This window comes from Methanococcoides sp. LMO-2, from assembly GCF_038432375.1.
GTDB classification, from domain to species: domain Archaea; phylum Halobacteriota; class Methanosarcinia; order Methanosarcinales; family Methanosarcinaceae; genus Methanococcoides; species Methanococcoides cohabitans.
This window is the reverse complement of the sequence record NZ_JBCAUS010000002.1, coordinates 956,809-980,196: the sequence shown is the minus strand read 5'-3', so window position 1 is coordinate 980,196 and position 23,388 is coordinate 956,809. Positions and strand designations below refer to the sequence as shown.

General features: G+C 45.4%; 32 protein-coding genes and 1 tRNA gene. 27 read left to right on the top strand and 6 right to left on the bottom strand.

Translation table 11 applies throughout. The features are described 5' to 3' along the window. The first annotated feature begins 21 nt into the window (after window positions 1-21). Complete coding sequence (locus WOA13_RS05105; RefSeq protein WP_342126858.1) at window positions 22-567, top strand: adenylate kinase family protein; 546 nt, start codon at window positions 22-24, stop codon at window positions 565-567. Between the two features lie 20 nt (window positions 568-587). On the opposite strand, the gene WOA13_RS05100 is transcribed toward WOA13_RS05105, so the two are convergent. Further along, the gene (locus WOA13_RS05100; protein WP_342126857.1) at window positions 588-785 is read right to left on the bottom strand and encodes a hypothetical protein; all 198 of its coding nucleotides are present in this window, start codon (window positions 783-785) and stop codon (window positions 588-590) included. Window positions 786-997: 212 nt separating this feature from the next. Between WOA13_RS05100 and WOA13_RS05095 the strand changes: the two genes are divergently transcribed. After that, on the top strand, window positions 998-1,459 hold the full coding sequence (locus WOA13_RS05095; RefSeq protein WP_342126856.1) for an OB-fold protein: 462 nt from the start codon (window positions 998-1,000) through the stop codon (window positions 1,457-1,459). A gap of 104 nt (window positions 1,460-1,563) precedes the next feature. Here WOA13_RS05095 and WOA13_RS05090 read toward each other — a convergent pair whose 3' ends face one another. Genes WOA13_RS05090 through mer form a run of 3 tightly spaced genes read right to left on the bottom strand, consistent with a single transcriptional unit; the run spans window position 1,564 to window position 4,115 of the window. Next, window positions 1,564-2,088, bottom strand: a complete 525-nt coding sequence (locus tag WOA13_RS05090; protein ID WP_342126855.1) for a nicotinamide-nucleotide adenylyltransferase — start codon at window positions 2,086-2,088, stop codon at window positions 1,564-1,566. A gap of 12 nt (window positions 2,089-2,100) precedes the next feature. After that, complete coding sequence (gene fpoF / locus WOA13_RS05085) at window positions 2,101-3,129, bottom strand: F420H2 dehydrogenase subunit FpoF (RefSeq protein WP_342126854.1); 1,029 nt, start codon at window positions 3,127-3,129, stop codon at window positions 2,101-2,103. Continuing rightward, on the bottom strand, window positions 3,129-4,115 hold the full coding sequence (gene mer / locus WOA13_RS05080) for a 5,10-methylenetetrahydromethanopterin reductase (RefSeq protein WP_048204767.1): 987 nt from the start codon (window positions 4,113-4,115) through the stop codon (window positions 3,129-3,131). The genes fpoF and mer overlap by 1 nt, the downstream gene beginning before the upstream one ends. A gap of 501 nt (window positions 4,116-4,616) precedes the next feature. On the opposite strand from mer, the gene WOA13_RS05075 reads away from it, so the two are divergent. From WOA13_RS05075 to afpA, 8 genes are all read left to right on the top strand, one after another. Then, a complete protein-coding gene (locus tag WOA13_RS05075) occupies window positions 4,617-4,853 on the top strand; it encodes a DUF2180 family protein (protein ID WP_048204768.1) in 237 nt (78 codons plus the stop codon). A 7-nt stretch (window positions 4,854-4,860) separates the two neighbouring features. Next, on the top strand, window positions 4,861-5,085 hold the full coding sequence (locus WOA13_RS05070; RefSeq protein ID WP_331454338.1) for a DUF2180 family protein: 225 nt from the start codon (window positions 4,861-4,863) through the stop codon (window positions 5,083-5,085). A gap of 43 nt (window positions 5,086-5,128) precedes the next feature. Further along, complete coding sequence (locus WOA13_RS05065; RefSeq protein WP_342126853.1) at window positions 5,129-5,476, top strand: carboxymuconolactone decarboxylase family protein; 348 nt, start codon at window positions 5,129-5,131, stop codon at window positions 5,474-5,476. Window positions 5,477-5,688: 212 nt separating this feature from the next. Then, a complete protein-coding gene (locus tag WOA13_RS05060) occupies window positions 5,689-7,026 on the top strand; it encodes a multiheme c-type cytochrome (RefSeq protein WP_342126852.1) in 1,338 nt (445 codons plus the stop codon). A gap of 16 nt (window positions 7,027-7,042) precedes the next feature. Continuing rightward, window positions 7,043-7,672, top strand: a complete 630-nt coding sequence (locus WOA13_RS05055) for a flavodoxin family protein (protein WP_342126900.1) — start codon at window positions 7,043-7,045, stop codon at window positions 7,670-7,672. Then, complete coding sequence (locus tag WOA13_RS05050) at window positions 7,673-8,371, top strand: ferredoxin--NADP reductase (protein ID WP_342126851.1); 699 nt, start codon at window positions 7,673-7,675, stop codon at window positions 8,369-8,371. A gap of 53 nt (window positions 8,372-8,424) precedes the next feature. Next, window positions 8,425-8,997, top strand: a complete 573-nt coding sequence (gene rbr / locus WOA13_RS05045; RefSeq protein WP_342126850.1) for a rubrerythrin — start codon at window positions 8,425-8,427, stop codon at window positions 8,995-8,997. A 15-nt stretch (window positions 8,998-9,012) separates the two neighbouring features. Next, window positions 9,013-9,561 carry an archaeoflavoprotein AfpA gene (afpA, locus tag WOA13_RS05040; RefSeq protein WP_342126849.1) on the top strand — a complete coding sequence of 183 codons (549 nt, stop codon included), beginning with the start codon at window positions 9,013-9,015 and terminating at the stop codon, window positions 9,559-9,561. A gap of 138 nt (window positions 9,562-9,699) precedes the next feature. Here the strand turns inward: afpA and WOA13_RS05035 are convergent, their stop codons facing one another. Together WOA13_RS05035 and WOA13_RS05030 are read right to left on the bottom strand one after the other, a co-directional pair. Continuing rightward, window positions 9,700-10,527 (bottom strand): DUF429 domain-containing protein, encoded by an 828-nt coding sequence (locus tag WOA13_RS05035; protein ID WP_342126848.1) that lies wholly within the window; start codon window positions 10,525-10,527, stop codon window positions 9,700-9,702. Between the two features lie 7 nt (window positions 10,528-10,534). Beyond that, window positions 10,535-11,638 carry an inositol-3-phosphate synthase gene (locus WOA13_RS05030; protein ID WP_342126847.1) on the bottom strand — a complete coding sequence of 368 codons (1,104 nt, stop codon included), beginning with the start codon at window positions 11,636-11,638 and terminating at the stop codon, window positions 10,535-10,537. A 314-nt stretch (window positions 11,639-11,952) separates the two neighbouring features. On the opposite strand from WOA13_RS05030, the gene WOA13_RS05025 reads away from it, so the two are divergent. The 17 genes from WOA13_RS05025 (at window position 11,953) to fni (ending at window position 23,272) form a co-directional block, all read left to right on the top strand. Further along, window positions 11,953-12,411, top strand: a complete 459-nt coding sequence (locus tag WOA13_RS05025) for a ferritin family protein (RefSeq protein WP_342126846.1) — start codon at window positions 11,953-11,955, stop codon at window positions 12,409-12,411. A gap of 28 nt (window positions 12,412-12,439) precedes the next feature. Next, window positions 12,440-13,654 (top strand): FprA family A-type flavoprotein, encoded by a 1,215-nt coding sequence (locus WOA13_RS05020; protein WP_342126845.1) that lies wholly within the window; start codon window positions 12,440-12,442, stop codon window positions 13,652-13,654. Between the two features lie 87 nt (window positions 13,655-13,741). Further along, entirely contained in the window at window positions 13,742-14,017 is a 276-nt protein-coding gene (locus WOA13_RS05015; RefSeq protein WP_342126844.1) for a ferredoxin-thioredoxin reductase catalytic domain-containing protein, read from the top strand. Window positions 14,018-14,268: 251 nt separating this feature from the next. Then, entirely contained in the window at window positions 14,269-15,840 is a 1,572-nt protein-coding gene (gene serA, locus WOA13_RS05010; RefSeq protein WP_342126843.1) for a phosphoglycerate dehydrogenase, read from the top strand. A gap of 72 nt (window positions 15,841-15,912) precedes the next feature. Then, window positions 15,913-16,395, top strand: a complete 483-nt coding sequence (locus WOA13_RS05005) for a hypothetical protein (protein ID WP_048204782.1) — start codon at window positions 15,913-15,915, stop codon at window positions 16,393-16,395. Beyond that, window positions 16,392-16,862: a DUF2240 family protein gene (locus tag WOA13_RS05000; RefSeq protein WP_342126842.1), complete on the top strand. Its 471-nt coding sequence runs from the start codon at window positions 16,392-16,394 to the stop codon at window positions 16,860-16,862. The genes WOA13_RS05005 and WOA13_RS05000 overlap by 4 nt, the downstream gene beginning before the upstream one ends. A 154-nt stretch (window positions 16,863-17,016) precedes the next feature. Beyond that, complete coding sequence (locus tag WOA13_RS04995; protein WP_048204784.1) at window positions 17,017-17,397, top strand: 50S ribosomal protein L18e; 381 nt, start codon at window positions 17,017-17,019, stop codon at window positions 17,395-17,397. Window positions 17,398-17,407: 10 nt separating this feature from the next. Continuing rightward, window positions 17,408-17,827, top strand: coding sequence for a 50S ribosomal protein L13 (locus WOA13_RS04990; protein WP_048204785.1), 420 nt, complete (start codon window positions 17,408-17,410; stop codon window positions 17,825-17,827). A 13-nt stretch (window positions 17,828-17,840) separates the two neighbouring features. Then, entirely contained in the window at window positions 17,841-18,245 is a 405-nt protein-coding gene (locus WOA13_RS04985) for a 30S ribosomal protein S9 (RefSeq protein WP_342126841.1), read from the top strand. A gap of 11 nt (window positions 18,246-18,256) precedes the next feature. After that, on the top strand, window positions 18,257-18,445 hold the full coding sequence (locus WOA13_RS04980) for a DNA-directed RNA polymerase subunit N (protein WP_342126840.1): 189 nt from the start codon (window positions 18,257-18,259) through the stop codon (window positions 18,443-18,445). A 1-nt stretch (window position 18,446) separates the two neighbouring features. Next, a tRNA-Pro gene (locus WOA13_RS04975) sits at window positions 18,447-18,552 on the top strand. A 207-nt stretch (window positions 18,553-18,759) separates the two neighbouring features. Next, complete coding sequence (locus WOA13_RS04970) at window positions 18,760-18,939, top strand: DNA-directed RNA polymerase subunit K (RefSeq protein ID WP_048204788.1); 180 nt, start codon at window positions 18,760-18,762, stop codon at window positions 18,937-18,939. A 13-nt stretch (window positions 18,940-18,952) separates the two neighbouring features. Next, entirely contained in the window at window positions 18,953-19,597 is a 645-nt protein-coding gene (gene rpsB, locus WOA13_RS04965; protein ID WP_082087244.1) for a 30S ribosomal protein S2, read from the top strand. An 80-nt stretch (window positions 19,598-19,677) separates the two neighbouring features. Next, on the top strand, window positions 19,678-20,472 hold the full coding sequence (locus tag WOA13_RS04960) for an MEMO1 family protein (protein WP_342126839.1): 795 nt from the start codon (window positions 19,678-19,680) through the stop codon (window positions 20,470-20,472). 24 nt (window positions 20,473-20,496) lie between these two features. Beyond that, window positions 20,497-21,408: a mevalonate kinase gene (locus tag WOA13_RS04955; protein ID WP_342126838.1), complete on the top strand. Its 912-nt coding sequence runs from the start codon at window positions 20,497-20,499 to the stop codon at window positions 21,406-21,408. Further along, on the top strand, window positions 21,405-22,178 hold the full coding sequence (locus WOA13_RS04950) for an isopentenyl phosphate kinase (protein ID WP_342126837.1): 774 nt from the start codon (window positions 21,405-21,407) through the stop codon (window positions 22,176-22,178). The genes WOA13_RS04955 and WOA13_RS04950 overlap by 4 nt, the downstream gene beginning before the upstream one ends. Window positions 22,179-22,192: 14 nt before the next feature. Next, on the top strand, window positions 22,193-23,272 hold the full coding sequence (gene fni / locus WOA13_RS04945) for a type 2 isopentenyl-diphosphate Delta-isomerase (protein ID WP_342126836.1): 1,080 nt from the start codon (window positions 22,193-22,195) through the stop codon (window positions 23,270-23,272). Window positions 23,273-23,388 lie beyond the last annotated feature (116 nt).

Here is a 23,388-nt window from a genome sequence, read left to right as displayed (position 1 = left end):
ATTAGAAGCATGTGAATGTGCATGATCATCGGACTTACCGGAACTCCCGGCACAGGAAAGACCTCTGTTTGCAGGATCCTTGAGGCTCATGGGTATCGTGTAATACACATGAACGAACTCATCAAGAGTGAACATCTCTATTCTGAGGTTGACGAGGAAAGGGATACCGTTGTAGCTGATATGGACCGGGTATTTTCCAGGGTATGTGAGCTTGTGGGCGATGATTCCGATGTGACCATACTTGACAGTCATATGGCTCACCATATTGCTGATACGGTAATTGTTCTGCGTACTGCTCCTTCAGAACTTACTCAACGTCTGAAGGCGCGCAGTTATTCCAAGTCTAAAGTGCAGGAGAATGTTGAAGCAGAATGCCTTGATGTGGTTCTCGTGGAGTCAGTGGAGTGGTGCCAGAAAGTCTATGAGGTGGACACCACAGGAAGGAATGCTGAGGACGTTGTAGAAGATGTTGAGAAAATCATCTCCGGGGTTCTTTCAGGCGATGACACTCTTGTCTACGAGCAGTATAAGCCAGGTTCGTTCGACTGGAGTGAAGAGATATTCTAAGTATCTGGATAGCCGGAATCTTATTTTTGGATTGGTTTGTCAGGTGTTACTCCGTAATATTTGGTCCTTGCCTTTCCCCATATACAGCCATTTTTTCCTAATATTTTCAATTCAATTTTTTGCAGTGCTTTTCCTACACTGTTACCTGCTCTTGCCGATCTGCATACTGGACAGTATTTTTCACAGAATACAGGTGCTTTTCCTTTTGATGTTGTCACTTTGAAATCTCCTCTGCTATTTGATTCATTTTTTTAATGAATATGTTTGACTTAGATTCCCGAAAAATCTATGTTTCTATCATCTAATATATTTGACTGTCACAAATATGTACTGGGAGGAGGCTTAGTATAGTGGAATGACTTTGTTTTTCAAAACAAAATTTGATATACTTTTTAATCCTCTTTATATATTATCATAAGGAAGTATTGCTATGAAATTTATAACGATGGGATGCATTTTTCTTTTAATGGCTGTGCTGGTGGTGTCTGGTTGCTCTGCTCCGGATGACGGTCAAAAAGAGGTTTCAGAACTTGCCCGGGATCTTGGGATTGATGTTGTAAGCACCTCTTTTGATGATTTTGGCGCAATTTTCTGTGATCCAAATTCTTCTTCTGAGAATATTTCAATTCTTGTTGATGAAGAGTACAAAGGTAACTTCGTCCAGTGGACAGGTACAATATATGCTATCACGGACAACGGAAGGTCATATACGGTACAGGTAAAGCACTGTCCGGATTCTCTTACTGATGCAGCTGTGACATTCAATATCAATGAGAACGAAGCTGTTTCTAAGCTTATAAAAGGGCAGGAGATCACATATATTGGCAGGGTCACCAGGTACCAGAAGGGTGTTGGTTTCTGGGTGGAAGAGGCATATCTTGTACCGGAGTGAACTAAAAAGTAAGCCTCATTTATGGGATATATTAACGATCTCTAAATTAAAATATCAGGATGGTGTTTTGGCACCATTTGTCTTTTTTTAATCGTTTTTCTGTTTCAGTAATCGAAACCATCGGTTCCGGATACACGTTTTAAACGGCGTACACCATCGATCTCATCAATGACATCTGCAACAGCATCCGGGACAAGATGTTTCCAGTCCTCGTCTGCAAGCATACGTCTTCTTATCTCTGTACCGGAATATTGTTCCCTGCGGTACATCGGTGGTTGCTTCACAGCTATTCCTGCCTCTTCAAAAAGTTCGATGACAAGAGGATTGTTGGTATAGGCTGTGTCAAAAGGAGGGGTTCTTGATGTCACGTATGATACCCAGATCGGATTTTGCTGTATGTCGTCAATGGGTAATGCATAGAAGTGAATATCAATGTCTTCAAGGGCATGTCTTATCATCATTACCCGCTCACCGGCGGTAAATGGATTGTTTGCCTCGTGGGTTCTTTGGGCACTTCCTATCCCTATGATCAGTTCATCTACCTCTTCTGCGATGCTTGTTATCACAGAGTAATGGCCAAGATGAAATGGTTGGAAGCGCCCGATATAAAATGCCCTTTTCATGTTCATATTGCAACAACTTTAGCGGAATCCACCATCGTCGAATGAGAATTTCTCACATACTTCGAGGTAGTGTTCAGAGTTATTGTCGTGTTTCATCTTTGCAAGCTTTTCGATAAGTCCCATTCCTGGCTTTGGATCTTCCATGAACTCAAGTTCACTTTCGACCATCTTGAAGTACTTCTCACCGGCATCGGTGCGTAGCAGTACACAGTTCCAGCCATCAGGGGTACCTACTGAACCTACTGAGATGTCAGCAAAGACTGATGTATAGTCATTGCAGTGGTGGCATGGGTTCCTTGCGTGAGGTGCTACCTCTGCAATTTTCACGCTGTGCTCTTCACCATCTTTGGTGTATGCCCAGAACTTACCTTTGCCGAAGTCCATCTTCTTAACATCTGCGATGTTGACGCCCACGATCTCAGGGATGATCTTTTCCTGCATAACATCATGGTAGAAACTCTCCATACAGAGCAGACCTATGATGAGGACGATCTTGTCGTTGACGTTCTCGGAAATAAGCCTTGCACCGTGTGCCTGACATGGTACACCGATCACAGCGATCTTTTCATACTCGTTGAATGGATCTCTCAGAGCTGAAAGAACGGAATCATATGTGTACTTTGTACCTTTGGCTTTCTCGACATCTTCCGCATTTGTGAAGAGTTCAAGCTCGGTTTCCCATTTTTCGTTCATAGTGATACCGACAACACAGTCGATCTCACCCTGTCTTAGGAGTGACCGTGCAATAGCTGAGGTAACACCGCCGTCCTGACCGGCAATGTTGCTCTTTGCAGCAAGGAAGCTTCTGACATTTGCGAACTCGTCTTCGTAGTAACCGTCCACTACAGGACAGATCCTGCTGCATGTAAGACATCCCTCACATACATTTGGAGCAGCACCTTGTGTGTAAAGCTCAAGGTTGTCAGGGTCGCGGATCTCCGCAGCCTTGCCCATTGTTATTGCACCGGCAGGACATGCTGATACGCATGCCCCACAAGCAGTACAGACGTCAAAATTGATGACGTCCATAATTTTTGGATGGACCATCAGTTTCCTCCGATGATCTCCTTTCCGATGAGTTTTATTGCTTTTTCTTTGTTTGGTCCGATTGGGGAACCTGCAACGATCTGGGTTACACCGATGTCAAGCAATTCGTTGATCCTTGCCTTACAGTCGTCTGGTGTACCGGAAATGGAGAATGCATCCATCATGTCGTTTGTGACCATGTCGCCCATGAGTGCTCCGAAGTCGCCCTTTGCGATTGCTCCGCCGATGTCTGCCTTTGCAGCGACATCAATGCCGTGGCGCTCGAGGACCATGTCAGGTGAACCTGCAACGATGAAAGCTACAACGATCTTTGCTGCGCTTCTTGCCTTTGCAGCGTCCTTGTCGATGGAGAAGCATGCGTATGCTGCTACGTCTACATCCTTTGGATCCCTGCCTGCTTTCTGTGCACCAGCGGTGATCTGCTTGACTGCTACTTCAAAGTCCTTTGGGTGTGATGCGTTGATCAGTACACCGTCTGCGACCTCTCCTGCGAGCTCGAGCATCTTTGGACCCTGTGCACCCATGTAGATAGGTACGTCACCGGTCTTGAATGCCATCTTTGCGCCGCCGAACTGGACCATGTCGCCGTCCATTGTGACCTTTTCGCCTGCGAAGAAGGAACGAAGTGCGGAAATGTTCTCCTTTGTGGTTGTGAGTGGCTTGTCCCAGGAGATTCCCATTGCGTCGAAGGTTGCCTTGTCACCAGGGCCGAGACCTAAGATTGCACGTCCGCCGGATATTTCGTTAATAGCACCGATACTGGAAGCTGTGATTGCTGCATTCCTGGTGTATGGGTTTGTAACGCCGGTACCGAGCTTAATGCTGTTTGTGTTCATGGCAAGAACTGCCAGTGTTGAATAAACGTCACGGTTGTTGTAGTGGTCTGTGATCCACACGTTGTCAAATCCCTGCTGTTCTGCGAGCTTTGCGTAGTGTGCGATCTTAAGCACTGGATCATTTGGCACGAATTCTATTCCGAATGTCATTTAAATCCTCCAATTTAATAATGCTATTCAGGATTACATGCATACATTAAAACCTTATTGGTTTATCCCGAACGTCTGGTTATTATTTATGCTAAGCTCAATCTCTGTTTGTGGAAATTTCCGTAACATCTACTTAAAAATTATAGTTTTCATCTCATATTTTCAAAGATGATCTATTTTTCACCTGTCCTGCAGACTTCTTACAGTCCTGTTGTGGTCTATTGTGTTCAATACCGATATGCATAAATATGTATCTAACGTATTTTTAAGAGTAATTACGAATCCATGTGATGTGGTTACAGGGACTTTCCGGGGTTATCTTTCAATGCATTTGGGAACTGTGTTGGTGGAATTCTAAAGGTAGCTATCAAACATTTCTTTCAATGTGTCTGGAGATAATTCTCAGGGAATTATTGCTGATTTTCCTGGAAAAATCCTGTAAAGTATAGACTTTGAACACTATTGGAAAAGCACCTTTTCGAAAAGACATCAGGTGATCTAATGAAATGTTATGAATGTGCAAAGAACGGAAAAGACACAGATGCCGTAGGTATCTGTATCGTATGTGGTGAAGGAGTTTGTAAAGACCATCTTAAGCGTGAGAAAATACCTCTATGGGATGGTGAGTTTGATGTCAAGCTCAGGTGCATGGGCGAATCATGTAAACTAAAGGATGTGGATCCACAGCTTAAGATATTGTGCACGAAATGCCATTATGCTCTGGTGGAGAACAATTGAGGTGATCATGATGACAAAATGTTATGACTGTATGGAAGAAGGCAAAGAAACTGAAGCTGTAGCTGTTTGCATCGTATGTGGAAAAGCTCTTTGTATGGATCATTCAAAAGAACTGATTCTCCCTGTTTCTGTCGGGAAGCCGCCTCATGTCAAACACCTGCACAATGGACTTCCAAGGAACATGTGCAACTATTGCTTGGGCAATGTAGTAGATGAAGGATTCTGTGTGTGATTAGGTCCGTAATCATATTCTAATTCAAAAGGAAGTGTTCATAATGAGTGAAAGCAGAGAAGTAATTGAAAGTATTGGGGAAAAGATGGGTTTTACTCCTAAAGTTCTTGAAACACTGGAGTCTATTGATCCTCAGTTTGTCAGGAAATATACCAGATGTGATCACAAGATACTGACCGACGGTGCTCTCCCGGCAAAGACAAAGATCCTGATGGCACTTGCTGTAGTAGCATCCAAGCAATGCGAATCATGTACTGTGGCTCAGATGAGAAGCGCATTAAAACATGGTGCTACAAAAGAAGAAATTATGGAAACAATGGAAGTTATTTCCATCACTTCAGGAGCACCTGCTGTTGCAGCATGCCGTGATGCGCTGAAATTGTTAAAATAAATCAGAAACTCGCTTGTAAGTGGGTATGAAGGTATGGTTCAATTAAGGAATGCATTCTTATGTGCTTCCTTCTTTTCTTTAGGACCTTCCTTCCTTTTATTATAATTCCACTTATTATCAAATTATTATAATCAATAACGAATCTAGGAGGATTTAATATAAGGTCTGCTCATCTTTGTTCTGTCCTGTTACTGTTCATATCGTTCATCCTGTTGGTCGCAGGGTCTGCTGTTGCAGTAGAACCTACAGGGTTTGGTGAAGTTGATTCGGAAGACTTCGACGGTCATTCAAAGTGCGCTAACTGTCATGCCATAATACGCAGCCAGTGGGAGGGAAGCATGCATGCTTATGCTTATACTGATCCGCTCTATCAGGCTGAGTTGGTTATGGCCAGTGAAGACACCGGCGGACAGACCGATGAGTTCTGTGTGCGCTGCCATTCTCCAATAGGTGTTATGGGCGGCGAGATACCTCCTATCGATAATTCAATGGCGAGTGATGTGGCTCTTGAAGGTGTCCAGTGTGATTTCTGTCATACTGTTCCTGAAGGTGATGTTGGAAATGGTGCATTTGTTTCCACTCCCGGGGAGGTGAAGTGGGGACCACATGACGATGCGCCATCAGCTGCCCATGAATCCGAGTTCAATGAGTTTTATACTGAGGCTGAGTATTGTGGGATGTGTCATAATGTGAACAGCCCGTTCAATGGCTTGCCTCTTGATGATACATACACTTCCTGGTCTGAGAGCCAGTATGCTGAAGATGAGGTCACATGTCAGGACTGTCATATGACTCCGGGAATAACGCAATTCGAGGCAAACCCGGGCAGAGCCGCATCCGGTGCATCTAAGAGGGATCATATATCAATACATGAGATCGTCGGAGGAAATGTTTTCATGCTGGAAGAGCTCAGTGATGGTATGTACGGTGAAAAGGCCGTGGAGACGCTTCAGAAGGCTGCAACGCTCGATGTCTCCGTGCCAGAAGAAGCAGTCCCTGGTGACGAGGTTACTATTGACGTTTCGATTACTAATTCCGGTGCCGGTCATAAGCTTCCAACAGGAATTACCGAGGTAAGGCAGATGTGGCTTGAGGTGTCTGTTACCGATGCCGAAGGCAAGATGTTGTACAGTTCTGGCCAGTTTGACTCAGAAGGAACTATCGAAGATGCAGTCATCTATCATACAGTTCTTGCCGATGCTGACGGGGAAATAACTGACAAGCTCTGGGAGGCTGAATCCATTATTTCAGATAACAGGATCCTTCCTAAAGAAACAGAAGTTGAATCCCATTCCTTTGTAATGCCTGAGGATGCCGCAGACCCTATACTCGTTGAAGCAAAGTTATTATATCGTTCTGCATCTCAGGATATGGTAGATGAACTGTTTGGTGAAGGTACCTATGATGTTCCGGTGATCGATATGGCCAAAGACTATGGTTCCATCAATGGTGAAGCTGATGTCCCATCTAACGGAACACCAGGATTCACTGGTCTCCTGCTTGTAATATCCCTGGTCGCAGCAATTGGTATCTTAAGGGCCAAAGAATAACGTTGGAGGAATTAACATATCTGGTAATTCAATTAAACTTCTTGGAATATCCGGAAGTCCCCGAAAGAAGGGGACTGATCATATGGTCAGGGAAGCCCTGAAGTTCGCAGAGGAGAAATTTGATGTGGAAACTGATTATTTCTCTGCAAAAGGAAAGGACCTGAAGTTCTGTATCCATTGTGACCATTGCGTCCGGACCAAACAGGGCTGCATTCATAAGGACGATATGCTGGAACTCTATGAAAAGATGCAATGGGCAGATGCCTGGATCATCGGTACTCCTGTTTACCAGGGAACAATCAGTGGTCAGACAAAGGTCATGATGGACAGGTGCCGTGCTGTGGTTGCCCGTGATCCAAAGGTCTTCCTTAACAAGGTAGGTGCAGGAATGGCCGACGGTGGAGATCGCGTTGGCGGTCAGGAGCCTGCATTGCAGACGATCCACAACTTTTACATCATCAGTGAGATGCTTCCGGTCTCAGGCGGTTCCTTTGGTTCCAATCTTGGAGGCACTTTCTGGTCACAGGATAAGGGTGCTGAGGGCATAGAAGAGGACGAGGAAGGTCTGAGAAGCATGCGAAAGACCGTTCGTAAGCTGATCCGGACCGCTCAAATGGTGAAGAAAGCATCTGTGGAGGATGAATAAATGGAATTTGAAGCACCTATTACTGAAATTATACAGCAGACCTATGACGTTAAGAGCTTCAGGTTCGAAAGGCCTGAAGATTTTGAGTATAAGGCCGGACAGTATTTTTTTGTAAGCATTCCTGTGGATGGGGAAATTCAGCGTAAGCCTTTCACGATCTCAAGCAGTCCTACTGAAAAGGGATTTCTGGAATTTACCAAGAAGCTCACCGGACATGAGTTCTCTGATGCTCTTGATGCCATGGAAGTTGGTGATGTCCTGGCCGTAAATGGTCCGTATGGAAGGTTCACTTTCGAGGGTGAGTTCGATAAGATCGCCCTGATCAGTGGTGGTATAGGTATAACTCCTATGATCAGTATCTGCAGATATTGCAGTGACAAGAAGACCGGCACGGATCTCATTATCCTGAGCAGCAATAAGACTGCTGAAGACATTGCTTTCAGGGAAGAACTTGATGAAATGGATAATGAACATTCCAACCTTAAGGTCGTTCATACTCTTACCAGGGCGGAAGATGACTGGCCTGGCTGTAAAGGACGCATATGTGATACTATTATCATGGACTACATCCCTGATTTCATGGATCGTGTGATCTATGTATGTGGTCCTCCGGCAATGATGAAAGCAACAGAGGAATTGTTGCTTAACATGGGTGTACCTAAGGGCCAGATAAAGAAGGAAGCACTTGTTGGCTTCTAAGAAGTATTTATTAACAATGTTGTTCGAAATTATGATCAAATGAGGTGAATTATATGGATCTAAAAGGAAGTGAAACTGAAAAGAACCTGCTGAAGGCCTTTGCAGGTGAATCGCAGGCAAGGAACAGGTATACCTACTTTGCATCAGTCGCAAGGAAGGCAGGATACCATCAGATATCTGCTATCTTTGCTGAAACCGCTGACAATGAGAAGGAACATGCAAAAAGACTCTTCAAGTTCCTTGAAGGCGGCGAGGTGGAGATAACGGCTTCCTATCCTGCAGGCATCATCGCTGACACAAGGGCCAACCTCGAAGCTTCTGCTGATGGTGAGAACTACGAGCATACTACAATGTATCCTGAGTTTGCAGAAGTGGCTGAGAAGGAAGGTTTCCCTGAGATCGCAGATGTGTTCAGGCACATAGCTATAGCAGAGCAAGGCCATGAAGAGCGCTACCGCAAACTTGCTGACAACATGGATCATGAGATGGTCTTCAGGAAGGACGGTACTGTTGCATGGAGATGCCGCAACTGCGGATACATCCACGAAGGTCCTGAACCTCCTGAGGAATGTCCTGCATGTGCACATCCACAGGGATATTTTGAGCTAAAGGCTGAAAACTATTGATCACGAGGTTGTAACATGAAACGTATAGCATGGGGTATTACCGGCTCCGGGGATCAGATCAAAGAGACCTATGATGTAATGCATGATATCAAGGAACGGACTGACATTGAGTTCATGGTATTCCTTTCAAAGGAAGGGGAAACCGTGATGAAATGGTATCGTATGTGGGATGATATCCAGAGGGATTTCCCTAACTTCAAGACCGATGCAGGCCCGAACTCTCCCTTCATTGCCGGACCTCTTCAGGTCGGCCATTATGATGCCCTTATCATCGCACCGGCTACTGCCAACAGTGTTGCCAAGATGGTCTATGGTATTGCAGATACCCTGGTAACGAATGTGGTTGCACAGACTGCCAAGGGCGACACTCCAATTTATATTCTGGCAGTTGACCAGAAAAGAGGAACTGTGGATACGTTTGCACCAAATGGAAAGAAGATGACCCTTAAGATGCGTGAGGTTGATGTTTCCAATTCGGAAAAACTCGCACAGATGGAGAACATCACATTGCTTGAGAAGCCTGAAGACCTCTATGCTCTTGTAGGCCTGGAAAAGCCCGACTGAATCTGACTATTCGGATTGGGGGGATATCCCTCCTGATCATATATTTATTATCGATTTTGATCGGACCCGATCGTTCCTCATTTGAAATGCTACCGTTTTGATCTTTATCTTTGTCTTAGTTTTTGTTTGAATTGTTCCTCAATCGTAGATCATTCCTTCTGAGATGTACTCTTTTGCTAAGGATGCACGCTCATCCATTCTCTGTAGGGCACTATATGCTGCGTATGCTGCAAGTATGCTATCAAGGGCATCAGCCTCTGTGTCCTTAAGGGCCGCTTCAACGACATGATCTTCAAGTTCTATGTTCCATGTCTTCATGGCAGACAGTATCATGCGGCGGTTTTCCAGTTCCCTTTTGTTCTTTCCTTTGTAGGGTATGTAGATATCTTTCCTCTTTAGGGTGCAGGCAGGGCAGACCTCTGCCAGCAATGCCTTTTCAGGGTGTGGTTCCTGTATTGGAATTATGCGTGCAGATCCTTTCTTTAGTAGTGGTTCGATGATGTACCTGATCCCATAGTACGTTTGTTTGTAAAGCCTGAGATTATATGTGCAAAATGGGGCTTTTTTCTGAATTTCAGTCTTGCGCTTGACTTCTTTATTGCCCATACTATTGCGGCATTTGGTGCGAAAGTCTTCGGGAGACTTGTACGTTTTAGAAAAGTTGAGTATGGAGTTTTCCCAGTTATGGTCATTGTTAAGTGCTTCGGGTAGTCCCATTGAAAGGTCAAGGCCGAAGATAGCTTTCGCTTCGGTTGAAATGAGTTTGCGGAGAAAAGAAAGGCAGTTGTCCCTTTCTTTACCGATGTCTTCGGGCATCAGCTCAGAGATCGGGCAACAACTATCGATGTGAAGTGTTCTGTTGTGTATTGTGCCCCTGCTGACCCATATCTTCTTACATGCGGTCTTTGATCCGCTGAAGTCAACCCCGTAAACAAGGGGTCTCGGGCTGGCAGGGGGTGAGGACATTTGAGTATTAGTTCTCTCTCTTGCCTTCGATGAACTCGTTTGTCATGCGGAACGCATCATCATCAGGGAACTGCTTTGGAGGGTGCTTCATGAAGTATGATGCAGGGGAGTAAAGTATTCCGCCTGTTCCTCTTTCCAATGCGATCTTGCAGCAGCGGATAGCATCGATGACAACGCCTGCGGAGTTTGGTGAATCTTCCACTGAAAGGCGAAGTTCAAGGTTCATTGGCACATCTCCGAAGAGCTTACCTTCCATTCTCAGGAAGCATAGCTTGTTGTCCTGCTGCCATGGTACGTAATCGCTTGGTCCGACATGAATGTTATGATCTTCAAGTCTCTCTGCAAGAACGGACTGTACAGCTTCTGTCTTAGATGTCTTCTTGGAAGAAAGCCTGTTCCTGTTGAGCATGTTAAGGAAATCGGTGTTACCGCCAGTGTTAAGCTGGTATGTCCTTTCAACTTTGACACCCCTTTTCCTGAACAGGTCTGCAAGGGTCCTGTGGGTGATTGTCGCTCCAAGCTGTGCTTTTATGTCATCTCCTATGATAGGAATTCCCTTCTCTTCGAACTTCTTTGCCCATTCAGGGTCACTGGCAATGAAGATCGGCATGTTGTTGACAAGGGCAATGCCTGCATCCAGTGCACACTGTGCATAGAAGCGGGTTGCAATTTCAGAACCTACCGGGAGGAAGTTCAAAAGGATCTGTGCGCCGGAATCCTTCAACACGGACACGATCTTTTCATCTGAGGACTCTTCCTCATTTGAAGGTATGAACCTGTAATCGTCATCGTAGTTGACCATATGTTCGGAAACTCCGTCCTTGATGTTACCCATTGTGACCTTTACGCCGGTCTCTGGTATGTCGGAACAAAATACCGTTGTGCAGTTAGGGGGTGCAAAAATAGCTTCTGCAACATCCTTTCCGACCTTTCTCTCGTCGATGTCGAATGCCGCTACTACTTCAATATCAAAAGGCTTGTACCCGCCGATATCCCAATGCATCAGTCCTATCGCATCTTTTTCCGCTTTGTCTTTATAGTATTCAAGGCCCTGGATCAGTGAACTGGCGCAGTTACCGACTCCCACGATTGCGATCTTTATTTTGTCCATAACACTTCCTCTTAACTAAAGTGAACAATATTCATGATATAAAATATATAATCGTTATGCATTGTCCTAATGTTTACAGTCTCATAAAAAGCTTTCTAAAAAATAACTCTTTTATAAAACTATTCAAGTTTAATACAGTCTTCTGATGTCAGAAAAGTTTTTAAGTCGTGAAAACCGTTTCTTCTTTGGGAAATCTTATTTCTGTACCGATGGGGAAAACAAATACAGGTGTCTACATATGCCTGTTATTTCTTTGGCAATATACAATATAAGGAGATGGTATTATTCAGGATGTATCAGATGAATTCTCTAATGTGGGCGACATAGGTTCTGTTGAAGATGCAGTAAAGCTTGGAATATCTTTTGAGGATCAGGGGAGAGACTTTTACCTGGAATTTGCAGAAGCTGCTAAAGACCCTGCTGCCAAAGATATGTTCCTTTACCTTGCAGAAGAGGAGAAGAAGCATGCTCAGTATCTGCAGAGCTATCTGAAAGGTGAGGCACTATCCATCGAGGAAGAATCGAATGTACCTGATTTCAGGGAAGCATTCGCTTCAGAGTTCACCGAGGACAAGCTTGGTGAGGTTGGTGTGATGCTGGCTGCCATGAGGCTTGAAAGAAAGACTGAAGATCTTTATCTGATGTTTTCCAGCGTATCTTCTGACCCTGATCAGCGTGAGTTCTTCGAAAAGCTTGCAGCAGTTGAAAGAGGTCATTATGACCTGATCGATGGTTTGCTTGCAACAGTTACAGGCTTCAGGATGCAGACATGATCTGCTGAATAGTTTCAGAGGTTATTTGATGGACCAGAAAGATGAGAACCTTGAGATCGCAAAGGGCATCTACTGGGTTGGAGCGATTGACTGGAACCTGCGCGACTTCCATGGCTATGCGACTCCCAGGGGAGGCACCTATAATGCTTATCTTATAATTGACGAAAAGATAACCCTTATAGATACTGTAAAGGCTGAGTTTGCCTCTGAAATGATCGAAAGGATCCGCAGGATCGTAAACCCTTCCCGGATCGATTATGTGATCTCGAATCACGTGGAGATGGATCACTCCAGCGGCCTGCCTGCGCTCATGGAAATTGCAAAAGATGCAAAGGTCTTTTGCACAAAGCATGGAAAGGCCGGATTGAATGAATATTATGAGTCAGGCGGATGCAGTAACTGGGATTTTGAGGTAGTGGAAACCGGCGATGAGCTTAATCTCGGTTCCCGTACCCTGATGTTCATTGAGACGCCAATGCTGCACTGGCCGGACAGCATGCAGACATACCTGAAAGGGGATAAGATATTGTTCTCCAACGATGCTTTCGGACAGCATCTTGCTACATCCACAAGGTTCGAGGATGAAGTGGAGGGCGGGGCGATGGAAGATGCTGCCATCTATTATGCCAATATCCTGATGCCATTCGGGTCAAAGGTGATTAAGTATGCCGAGAAGGTCACGGAACTTGGTCTTGAGTTCGACATGATAGCTCCTTCACATGGGGTGATCTGGAGGGAGGATCCTTCCCGTATCATCGATGCCTACCTAAAATGGGCTCAGAAGGAGGTCGTTCCAAAAGTGCTGATTATTTATGATACTATGTGGAACAGTACTGAGATAATGGCAAAGGAGATCCTTGAGGGTGTTCGTGAAGGCGGTGTCGAGGCCAGACTTTTCCATCTGCGCAAGAACGACTGGAGCATGATGGTAAAGGAACTGATGTTCTCTCCGGTGATTGCTATTGGATCGCCTACGATGCATGGCACCATGTTCTATACCGTGTCGGGTTTCCTGACATACATGAGGGGCCTTCGTCCTAAGGATAAAAGTGCTGTTGTGTTCGGCTCATATGGCTGGGGTGGCGGTGCTGTAAAAGGTATTGAGGAGATCCTGGAGAAGGCCCGGTTCGATATAATTGAACCCGGTTTGCAGGCAAAGTACAGGCCTTATGAAGATGATCTCAGGGCTTGCAGAGAGCTTGGTATCAGGCTTGCCGAACTTGCACTGAAGAAAAGCAGTTGAGTCAGACCATTCAGGCAAAGATAATTGAGTATGACCAATTGAATAAATTATTGAATATATCTATTGACTAAAAGGAAGTGAGAATAAATGAAATTTGAGGGCGAACTCGAGGAAGAATTTTATCAGAGATCAAAGAAAAATGCAGAAGCTACCGGATATAAGCTGAACACTGATTATGATGTGATCGTTACTGCTGTGAAGGGTATCTGCAACAACAAGCGTGAATTTGGTGAATACTACTGCTTCTGCCAGAAGAGATCCGGTGATGTGGAAAAGGATAAAAAGATAATCTGTCCATGTGCTGCACGCAGTCGTGATGTTGAGACACGCGGTGCATGTCGCTGTGGGCTTTATATCAAATGAAAATGATCAACTGAAGGGCCGGATGGTCCTTTAATACTTTATTTATTTTCATTTATCTTATTGTTTTGAAATGGGTATCTTTTCTCCATAATCCTGCCTGTTACAGTGTTGTGCAGCATAGTTAGTTATATTTAGAAGGATGTGTTTTATGATAGTTGAAGGACACAGTTTATCATTATTGGACATACATAAACAGCAGTTAGTGTCCATATCTAGATCACAGATCATTGATCATATCCGGAGATACAAAAATGAAAGTATTGATAAGTGATTCATTATCAGAAGAAGGAGTTTCAAAACTTCAGGAGCATTTTAATGTCGATGTCTCAACAGGCCTCTCTGAGGACGAGCTTGTAGAGAAGATCGTAGATTTTGATGCTCTCGTGATCCGCAGCGGTACGCAGGTTACAAAAAAGGTCATTGAGGCTGCAGACAACCTTAAGATCGTTGGAAGGGCCGGTGTTGGTGTGGACAACATCGATATTGATGCTGCAACTGAAAAGGGTATTATTGTTGTGAACGCCCCTGAAGGTAACATGCTCTCAGCAGCAGAGCACACGATCGCAATGATGATGTCAATGGCAAGGAACATCCCTCAGGCAAATGCTTCCCTTAAGGCAAAGAAGTGGGAACGTAAGAACTTCATGGGTGTTGAGGTAAACGGCAAGACACTCGGTGTCATTGGTCTTGGTCGTATTGGTGCTGAAGTTGCTAAACGTGCACAGGGAATGGAAATGGATATTCTTGGCTATGATCCTTTTGTCACAGAGGAACGTGCAAAGTCTATGGGTGTGGAGCTTACTACTGTTGATGATATTGCAAAGAGGGCTGACTTCATTACTGTTCACACGCCACTTACAAAAGAGACCCGCAATATCCTTGACGCAGCGCAGTTCGATATGATGAAAGGCAATGCCAGGGTCATCAATTGTGCCCGTGGTGGTATCATTAATGAGGAGGCTCTTGCAGATGCACTTAAAGCAGGCAAGATCGCAGGCGCTGCTATCGATGTGTTCACAAGTGAACCACCATTTGACTGTCCTTTCATTGACCTTGACAATGTTATTGTGACACCTCACCTTGGTGCTTCTACCGAAGAGGCACAGGTAAATGTTGCAGTTTCCGTTGCTGAAGAGGTCATCTCTGTCCTCAATGGTGGCTCAGCCCGTAATACTATCAACATTCCTTCAGTCAAACCTGATGTAATGGCAGTACTGGCTCCGTACATAGGTCTGGCAGAGACCCTTGGAAGTGCAGTAGCACAGCTCCTTGATACAAATTATGATAAGATCGAGATCTCCTACAAGGGTGAGATCTCTGAGAAGGACACAAGAGCTGTGACAGTTGCTGCTCTCAAGGGTGTTCTAGAGGTCGCATTAGGCTCTGCTGTGAACTATGTGAATGCACCGGCTCTTGCAAAGTCAAGGGATGTCGAGGTTGTAGAAAGTAAGTCAGAGACCTCTGATGAGTATGCTTCTGCTATCAGTATCAAGTTGTATCAGGATTCCGTTTCAAGGTCTGTTACAGGTGCTGTAGTCGGAAATGAAGCAAAGATCATAACCATCGACAGTCAGCACGTGGATATCGTTCCAAAAGGTTTCATGATCGTTTCCAACCATATCAACCGTCCGAATGTGATCGGACCATGCTGCCTGGCACTTGGAGCTAACAATATCAATATCTCCGGTATGCAGGTAGGCCGTGCAGAAGTTGGCGGACAGACTATAATGGCATTGAATGTAGATGCTGAGGTTTCCGAGGATATCCTTGATGAGATCCGTGGAATTGATGGCATAATCGATGCAACACTTGTGACACTTTAATCCGATGTCACCAAAGCACGGGCTTGATGTCCCGTGCTGCATTTCAGGATCAAATGGGAGTATTGATCACATATGATGAGAAAGCGAGTATATCACCGATTTCCTCACAGAGAGGTTCAGTTCGAGCAAAAGCACCGTTACTATTCCGACCTCCCTTATTTTGTGAGGGTCATGGCTGGTATGGATGGCAAGTTCGGAATGTTCGTGACCGAATCCACGACCAAGAAAGGACATCGTATTCAGGCCAAAAGGGAGATTGGTGTTGAGATCGCTATGAACGGGCTGGATTTCGCTCCTCTTAATTATGAGACCGTGGACTCTATGATCGATACGATCGAACCTGAAGGGATAATTGATTTCAGGGTGACCCTTACGTATAGTTACCTCGACGGGAAGTATAATCGTGTACCTTTAAAAGGTGATGTTTATCTTGTGCGGGCGATCCTTGAGTCAGAGGTACTTACCCTGAGGATCAATCACATAGACGGTCAGGAACGTACCGAATGTGGAAGGGTGGCAGATACTATTATAGATGAACTTCGACGTGGTGCATGATGGACGAACTCAGTCTGGTGGTAGTATCACCTTTCAAAAAGAGTGCCACATCATCCCTTTCTATAAAGGATTTTGAGTTTTCCTTATCCTTCGATCTCAAGTGGATGTCTCCGGCACAGGCATCAAAGGTAAGGGATCAGGCGATCATGTCATCTCTCCTGAGGATAGATGGTGGGATGCTTGTCCTCAATATGGATGCTGATGCCATTGATGTTCCTGCAGGTTTCAAGCCATCTGCCGACCTCTTTCGGGAAAAAGGCAATATTGAGAAGATCATGGATATTCTGGTGACAAATGGTGGTATAAGTAAAAAAGAGGTCGTATCCCGTATAAATGTCAAACAGGATTCTCTGTCAGGTCTTGTTGATGCGGAAGTTGCTGCAGTGCTGGTTGCTCATGAAATGGGGTGTGATGCAGGTGATCTCTTTGATGAGATCTATCAAAGAGTTTCCGGGATCTCTGAATAATATTATATTCTGCCATATATAAAATCAAATTCGCATAATCTTTATGTACTATTAATATAATTATGTGCAACTCCAGTTAATTATTGACTGGCATGTCTTCAAAGATGTTCGAACGCAGAAATGCGTGAGTAAGAAAATCTTGCGGAGGGACATTATGGGAAAAAAAACACAAGTAAAAATCTCAAGGAAAACTAATCCAAGGATTCCATCGTTGATTGCAGTGCTGAAGGATTCAGCACGTGAGAACGAGGCACCTATCTGGAGAGATATCGCAAAGAGGCTCGAAACACCTGGCAGGAACTATGCTGAGGTAAATCTGAGCAAGCTCAACAGGTACACATCAGAGAACGAACTGGTAATGATTCCTGGAAAGGTATTGGGCGCCGGTGTACTGGGTCACGCTGTAACTGTTGCAGCACTTGGTTTCAGCGCAACTGCCATTGACAAGATCACAAATGCAGGTGGAAAGTGCATGACCATCGAACAGGCTCTGGAAGAAAACCCGGCAGGTTCTGGTATCAGGATCATGAAGTGAGGTGTTTCAAATGACAGTAATCGATGCAAATGGTTTAATTATGGGCAGGCTTGCAAGTAACGTTGCAAAGAGACTGCTTTCAGGCGAGGAGATCGCAATTGTAAATGCCGAGAATGCTGTGATCTCAGGTTCAAAGGTAACCACTTTTGAAGAGTATGATGAGATCAGGAACATGGGCACACGTGAATTCGGTCCATACTTCCCAAAAAGACCAGACAGGATCCTCAAGAGGACCGTCAGGGGAATGCTTCCATACAAGCGCCCAAGGGGAAGGGAAGCAATGGCTAACCTTAAGATCTACGTAGGAATTCCTGCTGAGTACAAGGACGCAGAACTTACAACTGTCGATGGAGCAAACATGACACGCTTAAGTTCTAACAAGTATGTGACCATCGGTGATGTAAGCCGCAAACTGGGCGGAAAGTTCTAAGGGAGATTTATTCATGTCTACTAAAGTTGTTAATTCATCAGGTAAGAACAAGACTGCAATTGCACGCGCAACAGTCTCTGCAGGTACAGGTAAGGCAAGGATCAACAAGAAACCTGTTGAGATCTATGAGCCTGAATTTGCAAAGCTCAAAATACTCGAACCTCTTATGCTGGCATCCGATTCTGTTTCCAGCCTTGACATCGACGTTAAGGTAAGCGGAGGCGGAATCATGGGCCAGGCAAATGCGATCAGGACAGCTATCGCAAGAGGCATTGTTGAGTGGACCAACGACACCGACCTGAGAGATGCTTTCATGGCATACGACAGGAACCTTCTGGTAAACGACTCCAGACAGAAGGAGACCAAGAAGTTCGGTGGACCTGGTGCTCGCGCTAAATATCAGAAATCTTACAGGTAAGGTAGGTACTAATGATTCCAGTTCGCTGTTTCACATGTGGAAAAGTAATTGCAGGAAGCTGGGAAGAGTACGACCGGCGTGTAAAGGAGGGCGAAGACCCTGCTACAGTCCTTGATGATCTTAATTTCACAAGGTATTGCTGCAGGCGTATGTTCCTCGCACACGTCAACCTTGTCGATATGATGGCTCCATATCAGTGAAGGGACCGTAGGGTAGCCTGGACCATCCTTCGGCGTTCGGGACACGGCTCTTCTTACAAGTCTGTGCGAACCACGCCGGTACCTGAGTTCAAATCTCAGCGGTCCCATGATACCCTTTTAAGGATCACTGATTGGGGCAGATATCGTGTATGACCATATTCGGAGGGATTCCGAATAACCACTTTCACATTTAACAAACCAAAATAACAGATCAACATAACTGCTTTTGCTTCGTGGTTATTTGTTAATATGATATTACTTGTCTATACATCCGATTTGTTCTTTTAATGACGGACTTTTTATAAGGTGATCAGTTGAGCAAAGAGAACTATACCAGATACGAGCGTGCAAGGATTATCGGTGCAAGATCACTTCAGATAGCAATGGAGGCTCCGATACTTATTGAAGATGAGAGCACTGATTCATTGCGCATCGCTACAATGGAATTTGAGAAAGGTGTTATACCAGTTACAGTAAAGAGAGATTTCGAATAATTGAGGTGAATATATGGAAGCTACAGAAAATATTGAAGTTAACGCGGAAGAGACCGCAGCAGCACAGGAGACAACCGAATCAACATCATTAGTACCAATCGATGAGTACCTTGCAGCAGGTGTTCACATCGGTACACAGCAGAAGACCCAGAACATGATGAAGTTCGTCTACCGTGTAAGGACAGACGGCCTTTACGTTCTTGACATCCAGTCAACTGACGAGAGGATCAGGTCAATTGCACACTTCCTTTCAAAATATGACCCTGCAAGGGTACTTGTTGTATCCGCACGTCAGTACGGTCAGTTCCCAGCTACAATGTTCTCCAAGGCTATCGGTGCAACTTCAAGAGTTGGAAGGTTCATTCCTGGAACTCTGACAAACCCTGCACAGGAAGGCTTCTATGAGCCGGATGTAGTTATCGTTACAGATCCTGCAGGAGACGCACAGGTAATCAAGGAAGCTGTGAACGTCGGTATCCCTGTTGTAGCACTCTGTGATACCAACAACATGACATCCAACGTTGACCTTGTCATCCCAACCAACAACAAGGGTAGGAAAGCACTGTCACTTGTTTACTGGTTACTTGCAAGGGAAGTCGCAAACGAAAGGGGAATTCCTTTCAACTACGAACTTACTGATTTCGAGACAGGTCTTTAAACGACCTGTTCTCATTTCTCCGTTGCACCATTACTCATACAGTAGATGTCCCATCGGGGGATTCAAGAGGTGACAATAGTATGAGACAACCGGCTGTTGCAGGACAGTTCTATCCGTTAAGCCCAAAGAACCTTAAAAAAGAAATCTCCAGATGTTTCCAGGGCATTGAGATCACTCCCCGTGATGTGATCGGAGCAGTAGTACCTCATGCGGGGTATGCCTATTCAGGACAGGTTGCAGCAAGCGTTTATGCGACCCTTCCAAAAGCTGAAACTTACATCTTTTTCGGACCAAACCATACAGGGTATGGTTCCCCTGTGGCAATGTCACAGGATACATGGAAGATGCCTTTTGGAGACATTGAAACAGACAGGGATATCGGCAAGCTTCTCAGAGGTACGATAATCGATATGGATGAGATCGCTCATAGGTTCGAGCATTCTATAGAAGTGCAGATACCTTTCCTCCAGCACATGTTCGGGAACGATTTCAAGATCCTTCCTATATGCATGGGTATGCAGGATGAAGAAACTGCTGTGGAAGTTGGTCAGGAAGTTGCACGTGCTGCCAAAGAGTCCGGAAAGAAAGTTGTCTTCATAGCATCAAGCGATATGTCTCATTATGTTTCAGCAGAGCATGCTGACCGGGTGGACCATTACCTGATCGATGCTATCCTTGATATGGATGTGCCGGAATTCTATCGCAGAAGGGCAGAGGAGAACATCTCCGCCTGTGGATACGGTCCAATCTCAGCGATGCTGAGCGCTGCAAAGGAATATGGTGCAAAGAGCACCGAACTGGTAAAATACGCTAACAGTGGTGATGTCTCAGGCGATCCTATGGTAGTAGGATATGCCGGTATCATTGTGGAATGATTTCTGTAAACGGGGCTTTTTAAGATGATAACCTGTTCAGCACCGGGGAAGGTCTACCTTTTCGGTGAACATGCCGTGGTTTACGGCGAACCTGCTGTATGTTGTGCAGTAGATATACGTACACGTGTAAGTGTTGCCCCTGCAGATTCAGTTACGATCAGTTCCTCTCTAGGTACCACAGGAATTGACTTTGAGACCCACCCTTATGTTTCAGCGGTCGTGGAACGTTTCCGGGAAATAATATCTCTTGAAGGTGTAAGCATCCGGATCGTTTCAGAGATCCCGGTAGGCTCCGGACTCGGTTCCTCCGCAGCTGTCACCATAGCTACCATAAAGGCACTTGATACCCTGCTTGGCACCGGCCTTGAACTTGATGATATTGCCCGTATGGGGCATGAGGTGGAGCAGAGGATACAGGGTGCTGCAAGCCAGACCGATACCTATGTATGTACCATGGGTGGTGTTGTTATGATACCCCAGCGTAAGGGACTTGACCTTATTGACTGCGGGATCGTTATAGGCAATACAAATATTTTCTCTTCCACAAAGGAGCTTGTGGCAAATGTTGCAGAGCTCAATGAGAGCTTTCCGGAAGTAATAGGTCCGGTCCTGTCATCCATTGGAATGATGTCAACTGTGGGAGAGGATCTGGTAAACTCAAAGGATTATGTTTCCGTAGGCAAGCTCATGAATATCAATCAGGGTCTTCTGGATGCGATTGGTGTGGGTTGTGCTGAATTAAGTTCATTTACGTATGCTGCCCGCAATAATGGTGCGTATGGTGCGAAGATAACCGGTGCCGGAGGCGGTGGTTGTATGGTTGCGATCGCTCCCCGTGAACATGTGGATGATGTTGCGGCTGCTATTGCTGCTGCAGGTGGGGAAGCTGTTGTTACGGAAGCAACGGATATTGGAGTAAGGGAGGAATCCCGTTGAACTCAACAGAAGATATTACAATATTAAAGATCGGTGGTAGCGTTATTACCGATAAGAATTCGGAAGACGGTCTTGCCTGGGAAGAAGAGATCATACGCATTGCGCGCGAGATCTCAGGATTTGAAGGAAAACTTATCATTGTGCATGGTGCCGGTTCATACGGACATCCTCAGGCTAAGAGGTATGCACTTACTGAAAGGTTCCATGCAGAAGGCGCAGTTGTCACCCACAAGGCAGTAAAATCCCTGAACAGGATCGTAGTGGACATCCTGAACGATGAGGGTGTCAATGCCATAGCTGTGCACCCAATGGGATGTACTGTTGCAAAGGGCGGCAGGATCTCGGAGATGTATCTTGGAAGTATTCATCTGATGCTTGAAAAAGGTCTTGTGCCTGTATTGCATGGCGATGTGGTCATGGATACTGAGAAAGGCGTATCCATTGTATCAGGTGACCAGGTGATCCCTTACCTTGCAACAACGCTGGGGGCTTCCCGTATTGGCGTTGGAAGTGCTGCAAATGGTGTCCTTGATGACAAGGGCAATACGATCCCTGTTATCACTTCGGACAATTTCGAGACAGTTAAAGGATATATCGGAGGCTCAGCAGGTACGGACGTGACCGGTGGTATGCTCGGGAAAGTGCTTGAGATGCTGGAGCTTGGCAAAGCATCAAGTATAACTTCGTATATATTCAATGCAACTATTGCAGGGAATGTTTCGAGTTTTCTGAATGGTGAAAATATCGGAACTGCAATAAAAGATTCTTAATTACATTTACAGGTTTGATAAATTTGAGTACGTCCAGAAGAAAGATAGAACATCTTGAGCATTGTGCGCAGCGTCCGGTAGAATCAAAGGATGTCACATCAGGCTTTGACGATGTGATGCTTGTACACAGGGCACTGCCTCAGATTAATATGGACGAGATCGACCTTTCCACAGAGATCCTTGGGAAGGAACTAAAAGCACCATTTTTGATCGCATCAATAACAGGTGGTCATCCGGATACCAAGCCGGTAAATGCAGCACTTGCAGAAGCCGCTGAAGAGATGGGTGTTGGTATCGGTGTAGGTAGCCAGAGAGCTGCCATAGAGGACCCGGAGCAGGAAGATTCATTCAGTGTTGTACGTGATGTTGCTCCGAATGCATTTGTCTACGGGAACATAGGCGCGGCCCAGCTCAGGGAATACGACATGGAAGCCATTGAAAGGCTTGTGGAAATGCTGGATGCGGACGCAATGGCAGTTCATCTTAATTTCCTTCAGGAGGCTATACAGCCGGAAGGCGACAGGGATGCTACAGGTGTGCTTGAAGCTATAGAAGAAGTTTGCTCACTGAAGGTACCTATCATTGCAAAGGAGACCGGCGCAGGTATCTCCAAAGAGGATGCACAGATGCTCAAAGAAGCAGGTGTCAGTGCAATAGATGTCGGCGGAGTTGGCGGAACAAGCTGGTCCGGGGTAGAGGTCTATCGTGCAAGGGAAAGCGGTGATAAGGTATTCGAGGACCTGGGCAACCTGTACTGGGATTTCGGTATTCCCACAGTTTCCAGTGTTCTTGAATGCAGAAACTACCTTCCTGTGATATCCACAGGCGGTGTCAGGACAGGTCTTGATATTGCAAAATCCCTTTCTCTGGGGGCATATGCTGCAAGTGCAGCGCTTCCTTTTGTTGCACCTGCACTGGTCGGGAAAGATGCAGTTGTGGAGAGTTTGTCAGCCATGCTCAATGAATTGAGGGTTGCGATGTTCCTCTGCGGATGCGGGAGTGTAAATGAGCTTCGCACCGAGTCAAAGGCAGTGGTCACAGGCTGGACAAAGGAATACATCACACAGCGTGGCTTTGACATAAATGAGATCTGAGTTTAAGGGTTGAGCTGGATCTCAAGTTTAGTAAAATGAGGCCGGACATGTAAATGGTCGGTCGTAATGATATCATAAATCACATTCATTTTTTGGTCAAAGGGCCAAAGGAATCA

Coding starts and splice junctions, on each gene's coding strand:
- WOA13_RS05105 (WP_342126858.1), top strand. CDS start 22: ATGATCATCGGACTTACCGGAACTCCCGGCACAGGAAAGACCTCTGTT.
- WOA13_RS05095 (WP_342126856.1), top strand. CDS start 998: ATGAAATTTATAACGATGGGATGCATTTTTCTTTTAATGGCTGTGCTG.
- WOA13_RS05090 (WP_342126855.1), bottom strand. CDS start 2,088: ATGAACATGAAAAGGGCATTTTATATCGGGCGCTTCCAACCATTTCAT.
- fpoF (WP_342126854.1), bottom strand. CDS start 3,129: ATGGTCCATCCAAAAATTATGGACGTCATCAATTTTGACGTCTGTACT.
- mer (WP_048204767.1), bottom strand. CDS start 4,115: ATGACATTCGGAATAGAATTCGTGCCAAATGATCCAGTGCTTAAGATC.
- WOA13_RS05075 (WP_048204768.1), top strand. CDS start 4,617: ATGAAATGTTATGAATGTGCAAAGAACGGAAAAGACACAGATGCCGTA.
- WOA13_RS05070 (WP_331454338.1), top strand. CDS start 4,861: ATGATGACAAAATGTTATGACTGTATGGAAGAAGGCAAAGAAACTGAA.
- WOA13_RS05065 (WP_342126853.1), top strand. CDS start 5,129: ATGAGTGAAAGCAGAGAAGTAATTGAAAGTATTGGGGAAAAGATGGGT.
- WOA13_RS05050 (WP_342126851.1), top strand. CDS start 7,673: ATGGAATTTGAAGCACCTATTACTGAAATTATACAGCAGACCTATGAC.
- rbr (WP_342126850.1), top strand. CDS start 8,425: ATGGATCTAAAAGGAAGTGAAACTGAAAAGAACCTGCTGAAGGCCTTT.
- afpA (WP_342126849.1), top strand. CDS start 9,013: ATGAAACGTATAGCATGGGGTATTACCGGCTCCGGGGATCAGATCAAA.
- WOA13_RS05035 (WP_342126848.1), bottom strand. CDS start 10,527: ATGTCCTCACCCCCTGCCAGCCCGAGACCCCTTGTTTACGGGGTTGAC.
- WOA13_RS05030 (WP_342126847.1), bottom strand. CDS start 11,638: ATGGACAAAATAAAGATCGCAATCGTGGGAGTCGGTAACTGCGCCAGT.
- WOA13_RS05020 (WP_342126845.1), top strand. CDS start 12,440: ATGGACCAGAAAGATGAGAACCTTGAGATCGCAAAGGGCATCTACTGG.
- WOA13_RS05015 (WP_342126844.1), top strand. CDS start 13,742: ATGAAATTTGAGGGCGAACTCGAGGAAGAATTTTATCAGAGATCAAAG.
- serA (WP_342126843.1), top strand. CDS start 14,269: ATGAAAGTATTGATAAGTGATTCATTATCAGAAGAAGGAGTTTCAAAA.
- WOA13_RS05005 (WP_048204782.1), top strand. CDS start 15,913: ATGATGAGAAAGCGAGTATATCACCGATTTCCTCACAGAGAGGTTCAG.
- WOA13_RS05000 (WP_342126842.1), top strand. CDS start 16,392: ATGATGGACGAACTCAGTCTGGTGGTAGTATCACCTTTCAAAAAGAGT.
- WOA13_RS04995 (WP_048204784.1), top strand. CDS start 17,017: ATGGGAAAAAAAACACAAGTAAAAATCTCAAGGAAAACTAATCCAAGG.
- WOA13_RS04990 (WP_048204785.1), top strand. CDS start 17,408: ATGACAGTAATCGATGCAAATGGTTTAATTATGGGCAGGCTTGCAAGT.
- WOA13_RS04985 (WP_342126841.1), top strand. CDS start 17,841: ATGTCTACTAAAGTTGTTAATTCATCAGGTAAGAACAAGACTGCAATT.
- WOA13_RS04980 (WP_342126840.1), top strand. CDS start 18,257: ATGATTCCAGTTCGCTGTTTCACATGTGGAAAAGTAATTGCAGGAAGC.
- rpsB (WP_082087244.1), top strand. CDS start 18,953: ATGGAAGCTACAGAAAATATTGAAGTTAACGCGGAAGAGACCGCAGCA.
- WOA13_RS04960 (WP_342126839.1), top strand. CDS start 19,678: ATGAGACAACCGGCTGTTGCAGGACAGTTCTATCCGTTAAGCCCAAAG.
- WOA13_RS04955 (WP_342126838.1), top strand. CDS start 20,497: ATGATAACCTGTTCAGCACCGGGGAAGGTCTACCTTTTCGGTGAACAT.